At 45.6% G+C, this 7178-nt stretch carries 4 protein-coding genes and 1 pseudogene; 2 read left to right on the plus strand and 3 right to left on the minus strand.

The window, feature by feature from the left end:
* Window positions 1-401: pseudogene (locus VB741_RS14320) on the minus strand (IS21 family transposase); the annotation flags it as partial.
* A gap of 337 nt (window positions 402-738) precedes the next feature.
* Between VB741_RS14320 and VB741_RS14325 the strand changes: the two are divergent.
* Entirely contained in the window at window positions 739-912 is a 174-nt protein-coding gene (locus VB741_RS14325; protein ID WP_323365864.1) for a hypothetical protein, read from the plus strand.
* Window positions 913-1015: 103 nt separating this feature from the next.
* Here VB741_RS14325 and tnpC read toward each other — a convergent pair whose 3' ends face one another.
* Both tnpC and VB741_RS14335 read right to left on the minus strand, forming a co-directional pair.
* On the minus strand, window positions 1016-2542 hold the full coding sequence (gene tnpC / locus VB741_RS14330) for an IS66 family transposase (protein WP_323365865.1): 1527 nt from the start codon (window positions 2540-2542) through the stop codon (window positions 1016-1018).
* 395 nt (window positions 2543-2937) lie between these two features.
* Window positions 2938-3978 (minus strand): IS5 family transposase, encoded by a 1041-nt coding sequence (locus tag VB741_RS14335; protein WP_323365866.1) that lies wholly within the window; start codon window positions 3976-3978, stop codon window positions 2938-2940.
* A gap of 571 nt (window positions 3979-4549) precedes the next feature.
* Between VB741_RS14335 and VB741_RS14340 the strand changes: the two genes are divergently transcribed.
* Window positions 4550-7060, plus strand: coding sequence for a tetratricopeptide repeat protein (locus tag VB741_RS14340; protein WP_323365867.1), 2511 nt, complete (start codon window positions 4550-4552; stop codon window positions 7058-7060).
* Window positions 7061-7178: the final 118 nt, after the last annotated feature.

Below are 7178 nucleotides of genomic sequence, written 5' to 3' on the forward strand. Positions count from 1 at the left end.
TTATCGCCAGGTGTGTGGATTTGACGCATGGACAGATTATGACGCTTTTTCCAGTTGTTGTAGCGGCGGCAAAAGTTGCCATAGCTACAGCTCCATTCCCCTGTGTTCAAGCCTTCCTGCCATAGCAGCGCGAGTGTCACACCTTTCTTTGCCAGTTCCCGATGGACCTGCTCGTATGAGATCGTTTCGGGGGTGGCCGTCAGTTTTCGTTTACCCTTCCCCAGTAGAGCTTGGGCTTCGCTATCGCTCAGCTGCTGAAGGTGCTCGTAACTCAACGATTTTGCCGCAGCACGTCGCAGATAGTCTTGGACGGTTGAGCGCGCTACATTACAGCTACGGGCTATGGCTGTCTGGTTGTGCCCTAACTCGTGAAGTCGAATGATTTCTCTGTACTTCTCCATCGGCAAGGTTGCTCCTTGTGACTTAGCTCCCATTCTTCGCGTTTCCACCTCTACAGCTGTTTAAAAAAGCAGTGTAGTCGGGTGCCGAAGTGGGCGTGATTTGCCTGCCGAAGTTACCCGTGATTCAGGTGCCGAAGTGGGCGTGATTCAGGTGCCGAAGTTAGGCTCTTGGCCACTTTTGGTGAAACTCGGCATGACAGCGATTTGGACTCACGCAATATTCGGTGTTCCAGCTAGCACATCACCAAAAATGGCCAAGAGCCCGAAGTTAAGCGTGAATAGGGTGCCGAAGTAGGCGTGATTTTGCATCAACATCGCAGAAAACGAGTTGAGTGCAATGACTCGACAGTGCATTGAGGGTAGACGCTTTGAAGACATCGATACGCTACGGGCTGAAACGACCGCTTGGTCAAACGATATCAACAACAGGCAACGGGGGGTTGACTGGCAGATGAAGGTCGATGATGCTCGCTGTAAGCTAGCCTCCGTTTACCCTAAAATTAAGCTTTGACACTGCACTAGGCATTCTAACTTCTTCCGTGCAAGCTTCTTCCTCAATACTAGAACCAGTAACTGCTGAAGGTAACCGTCCCTAGCAGCAAATCATTAGGCAGCTAAACAGGAATATCGCCTTCAGGCAGAGATTTGTCGGTCAGTGTAGGTTGGGGAATCAAAGAAGGAGGCGCTTGTCCCATCCGTGCAGCCAAACAAGCTTGAGTGAGAAAATCAAGAATATTTCTACCCTGAGCTTTGAGAGAGGCGGTCACCGTTAGCATTCGAGTAACAAACAGAGTGCCCTTTTGAGATTGGGTGCCAAAGCTAGTTTTTCGCCAAATGACAGCCGGACGCAACGCCCGTTCGGCTGCATTATTGGTGGGTTCGACACCGGGTGTAGACACAAAGGTCCATAAGGCCGATTCGACTTTTAAAAATCGCCGACACGTTCTGACCGTTTTCGCCAAAGGCGTTTTCTCATCGGCTGCAATCGGTAGAGAGGCTGCCTCTGCTAATACCGCCTTGAATCCTCGTCTGAGATATTCGACCTGAGCCATAAACTGCTGCCGTGATAAGGTGCCGTCTCTGACTCGATGCCACCATCTGAACAAACGACCCTCCCGCCTTAGCAGTGCCTCACCAATTTCTTGGGAGACTCCTGTTCGTTGGGCAATGGCGGTTAAGTCTCGTTTGAGATGGGCCCAACACACTTGCCAGTTTTCTAACGAAATCCAACCGTAGGCACTATGACGGTCAGAATTGACAATGCCGCTAAATGATTCGCCAATCAAGGCTTTGGCACTCGCTTGAGACCGACTGAACACGACTTCAAAAAAGCTTACCAACGGGCTCACCAATACCCACAACCATCCTTTGCGACCTTGCGGATTACGCCCATCGCGATTCCCTTGCGGCATGCTGGTTTCGTCACTATGGACCACGGGCTGGGCCTGAACATACCTCTTTGCCTCGTTCACAGGGGCACTCACCGATGCGCTCACCTCCTCACGCAACCGACCGACGCTCCCCCGTGAGAGGCTTACACCGAATAGGTCTGCCATCAACGAGCACACTTGGCGGTAGCTCTGACGATAGGGGCCACTCAACAGTGACACAATCGCACTCAATCGCTCTCCGTACCCTGACGCTGACACCCCTATCGGCAACTCGGCTCGGCTCAGATGACCACACCCTTCACAGCTAAGCTGATGAAGTCGATATTCAACCACCATCGGCTCGATGGGCGGCAACTCTATCACTTGATGACGATGGGGGTGACTATCCAGGCCATGCAATGCGCTTCCGCACTCCGCGCACACGGTTGGCATGACCTCCTCTACTCGGTCACAATCTTCGCTCGCCTGAAGCTTACGGACTTGCCGACTTCCGGTGACTGACGGGCGACGGTTTTTCGGCTTCTTGCTGCGCTTTTTTTCGGCAACAGTCTTGCCAAAGCCATCTGTCGATGGCGGTTTTGATGAATTTTTCGAGTTCTTATTCAGCTTCTCTTCTAATTGGCTTAAGCGCTCACTTTGATGATCTAAACGCTCGCTCAATACCAACACCAGCGCTTGGATGCTCGGCGGTGTAGCATCCCAATCTGCTTTTGGAACTTTGATACCAGCAATTTCAATCTCTTCGTTCATGGCTCCAACTTAGCGAATCTAGAGACCCTCATTTCATAAGGTTTCTTTAATTTCCTGGGACGGTTACCTGCTGAAGAATATTTAGCTCGAGGTATTAACAACTCACTTTTTTCTGAACGGAGAGAGCAAGCCCTTTCAGATCTTGAAAATGCAATTCGACTAAAGCCTGATAACGCTGAAGCTTTTTTTTATAGGGGCAAACTCAAATGTGATCCGGTTGATAGAGGATTTGAATATAAAATAAAATGTGACGATATTGGGCACCTCTATTTATTAGATTTTTGAAAAATCGAATCTCAAATGAGACTGTTATCCAGCCTCGTCGCTAGAAAATCAGGCGACACAACCAACCAACGCGGTCCATATTGCCGTTTTAGAGCTGGTAATCCTGTCGTTTAGGCAATCGCCTCAGCCATGTCTTGCTTTTGCCAGAAGACATAGCGTTTGATATTGTACGTCAAGTTTTTGAGGCCGAGCATGGTTTCGGCTCTCGCTAACCCAATGGTACGAATGACTTTGCCTCCCATCTCATTGACCATGGAGCCAAAGACATGTTCAACCTTGGCACGGGTTTTAGAGCGTTCCCGATTATCGGCAATCTGCTGTTCGCTTAGGGGGCGATTGCGATAGGCTCGTTCATTGATATGACTCTCAAAGCCCATCATCTCTAAGACGGCTACGATGGCAACCGAAAGATAGGCGCTATCGGCCCAAATCTCATCATCGGCATTGTCTGCATCCAGCAGCTGACCCAGCACTTTAGAATCATGAACCGAGGCTTCGGTGACCGCGTAACGGCGAATGAACCCATGCCCCGCATCTCGATTGATATGGTTTTTATAGCCATAATGAGACGTGCCATTCTTTTTTGTCCAACGGGCGTCGACATCCTTTTGCGCTAGCTTATGGGGCGTATCCTGCCACTCCTCTGGCACCTTGCCTGCTTTGATAGTGGCATTGTCCTCTCGAGTGTTGCGTTGTTTGGGAACCGGAACTAAGGTAGCATCCACGATTTGGCCACATTGGGCCTGGTAGCCCGTTGTATTAAGGTACGTCCCAAACTGCTCAAACAAGGGCTCCACTAGCTCGGCCTTCCGTAAGCGCTCTCGAAACAACCACACTGTTTTGGCATCCGGGACCGAGTCTTCGAGGCCCAGGTGGAGAAACCGCATAAAGGATAACCGGTCATTCACTTGGTATTCCAGCTCATCGTCGCTAATGTTGTAGAGCTGTTGCACGATTAACAGCTTAAACATGACGATGACATCGGTGGGTGGGCGACCTGCTTTACGCTGACGCGGCTTGTCATACACGCTGTCTAAAATCGGTCGAAACTCATCCCACGGAATCATCGCGTCTAGGCAACTCAACAAATCCTTTTTTGACTCCAGCTTTTGATGACGGGTCTCAAAATCCCAAAATCCTTGTTGTCCCATGCGATGGTGCCCTGCCAACCCTAATCCTTCACCATGATCTCATATTGAGACTCTATTTTTCAATTAATCGAGGTGCCCATAAAAATCTACTTTATTGATTTCTTCAATAGGATTAGCTTAAAATAAGCGTAGTATTTGTGTTTTTTTACTTATACTCTCACGGTTCGCTTATTTACTTTAGTGGTTCAGAGAAATGCAGAAACGCTACATGTAGCGTAAAGCCAAGTGGTTATTGAAACTCATTATCAATTCATCCGTACGCAAGAATGCTATTCAGAAAAATGTTTATTTGTCAATACCTCGAAAACCCATTGCCTTCGTCATATTTCTGAATCTCAAATTATTTTGGGCGAACCATGAGTATACTGTCATACCTAAGCCTAACGTGCCTAAGGTATTTATTGATGGGTATCAACTTAAGCCGGGAAATCCTGGCTAGGTGGGGAATCAGGGGCCAGGAGCCAGAAGCCAGTGAGATCCTGATTCCTGGCTTCTGGCTTCTGAACACTATCCTTGGAAAACATCCCGCTTTGAGTTGGTACCCATTTATTGATTATAGAGATCCATCTATATGCCTAAAGGAATAGCTAAAACCAGCATAAGGATTTTGCTTGGTTTTACCCTCTCTATTTTGAGCACATTTTATCTACCTTTTCGACTTACCACACTGCAACCTGCTATAGCTCAAGTAACGGCTGAAGAACTTTTAGCGCAGGGCATAGACAGAACTCTTATCTTCGATGAAGAGGGAGCGATTGAAGCCTTTGCAGAAGCTATTCGGTTGCAGCCTGGTTTTGCCGAAGCATACTATCAAAGAGCTTTATTTCTTGCTCATGAAGAGGTATTGACGCTTTCCGCTGCTCGAAAACTCGGCCTGCGAGGAGAAGGTGATGTTCTGAGACAAAGAATCCAAAATAAGGCTATTGCCGATTTTACCTACGCAATTCTACTCAACTCTGAATACCTTGAGGCCTATTATCAAAGGGCTTTCCTCCATGCCGCACAGGAAAATCACTATCAAGCAATTTCAGATTTTTCTCAAGTCATTCGTATCGATCCCACGTTTGCAGATGCATATTTAAAGCGAGGAATACATTGGTATGCCTTGGACAAGTATCAAGAGGCAGTTGATGACTTCAAACAGGTTAGTCAATTAGTTCCTGAGTTTTCTGAAGCCTATTACCGAGGTGGTTTTGCATTAGGTAAATTAGCTCGCTATGAAGAGGCAGTTTCTAACTTTGTAGAGGTAATTCGTTTAGACTCAGCACAAAAAGCCTTTCAAGGAGATAATCAACATGCGATCTCTAATTGGCAAGACTTTTTGAATAACGATCCCAAAGTAGCGTACTTTCGTTATCGAGGAATTGCAACTTTTTATGTTTCTAAAAATTATTACAGTAATCCAATTCTACGCCTCTATGATTCTCACGAAATAGCAAATGCGAGTGCAGATTTGGAAATAGCTGACCAATTAATGCACCATATGTCTCCTGACATTAGCTATTTCCAAGCTAGATTAGCTAGCGGAGAAAATCAAATCGCTAGATTTGATGAGGCAATCCAACGTGATTCTACTCGAGCAGAATCTTTTTTTTTACGGGCACAGGCACTCGATCCGTTGGCCTCTTCTCCATTGCATATTAATTCGCCAATGAAACCATCTCAGAATATACAGCGAGTATTGAGTGACTATGATCACGCCATTCAGCTAGATTCTGAGTTTAGTGAGGCGTATTACTATCGTGGGCTTTTAAGATCTGCACTGGGTAATGAACGAAGAGCACGACAAGATTTTATTAGTGCTTTTCAACTCAATCCTACAATTTGGAAAGATTTAGAATCTTTCCATGACTTATACTCACGATACGAAATAAAAATAATTGACAATCTGATTCACCAATTGGATGTTAACCCAATAACCTCAAACGATTATTATCAATGGGCACAGCTTCGAGAACACCTGCATGATTTTGCAGGGGCCTTCCGCGATTATAACCAAGCTATAAGACTCGATCCCAACCATATAGAAGCTTATTATTTTAGAAACCTGATTCGCCTAAAAGACGAAGAAACACAGGATAAACTCCTTTCTGGGAAAGCAGAATGTGATACAGCTACTGAAGATTTTTCTCAAGCCATTGAAAGGTCTCCTGAGTTCGCTGAAGCGTATTACCAAAGAGGACTTTGGCGTTCTAGAGCAACAGGTTATAAGCATTTGGACCAATGGAGAGAAGAGATTTCACCTGCTTTGCGTACATGTCAACAATCTGCAATCGATGATTTGACTCAAGCTATTCGTCTAAACCCTGAAATAGCAATAGCCTACTATGTTCGAGGTGATGCCTATTCTTTCCCTCAACTTGATCTTGAGGAAGCCATGAGAGATTTCACTCAAATGCTTCGGACTAATCCTGAAATATTCAATGGTAGAGGAGAAGATGTTTCATTTAATCCAGAAAATGCAGCCACGACACACAAAAAAGTCGATGAAGAAACAGAAATTTTAATTAGTGATCCTCAAAATATTGAATCTCTTTTTAGACGAGCATTTTTATTAATTAAATTAGGTGAGTTTCAGCAAGCAGGTACAGATTTTGACAGTGTTTTACATCTGGAGCCAGCTAACACAGACGCTCTTTATGGTTCTGGATGGACTAAGTATCGTTTGAATGAGCTAGACAAAGCTATCTCGGTACTAAACAAGGCAATTCAGCTAAATCCAACGTATGTTGATGCATATGTATTACGGGCTCTTATTCATTATGATCTGCAAAATTTAGAAGAAGTGCTTCAAGACACAATCACAGCTATGCGTCTTGAACCAAGTCGACCTAATGCCTTCTTTATTCGTAGTCTTGCATTGCAAAATATAGGAGAATTTGAAGATGCGCAAAAAACTTACCATATCGCTCTTGGAACCTGGCCTTGTATTGTCTGTGCCGGGGGTTCAGGCATTTCTGGTGCTCCAGAGACATACTTTAGTCGAGCAGTAAGTTTAGCAAGACGAGGTGACAGAAAAGGAGCTGTCCGGAACTTTGAATTAGCTGCTGATTTGTTTCAGCAAAATGGGAATTTGGCGTAACTACTCAGGCTTAAAAAATTAGAGAGTTTTCCCAGGTTACAGAGATTATCAGCTAGCGTAATCCAAATATAGGAATTGGTAACCTCCTTGAGCAAGCCCAAGGGTCGCATCAAACTCA

The organism is Leptothoe sp. PORK10 BA2 (genome assembly GCF_034932105.1).
Classification (GTDB): domain Bacteria; phylum Cyanobacteriota; class Cyanobacteriia; order Phormidesmidales; family Phormidesmidaceae; genus Leptothoe.

Bases quoted from the DNA above. Each gene is read 5' to 3' on its own strand.
- VB741_RS14325 (WP_323365864.1), top strand. From the start codon at position 739: ATGACTCGACAGTGCATTGAGGGTAGACGCTTTGAAGACATCGATACG.
- tnpC (WP_323365865.1), bottom strand. From the start codon at position 2,542: ATGAACGAAGAGATTGAAATTGCTGGTATCAAAGTTCCAAAAGCAGAT.
- VB741_RS14340 (WP_323365867.1), top strand. From the start codon at position 4,550: ATGCCTAAAGGAATAGCTAAAACCAGCATAAGGATTTTGCTTGGTTTT.
- VB741_RS14335 (WP_323365866.1), bottom strand. From the start codon at position 3,978: ATGGGACAACAAGGATTTTGGGATTTTGAGACCCGTCATCAAAAGCTG.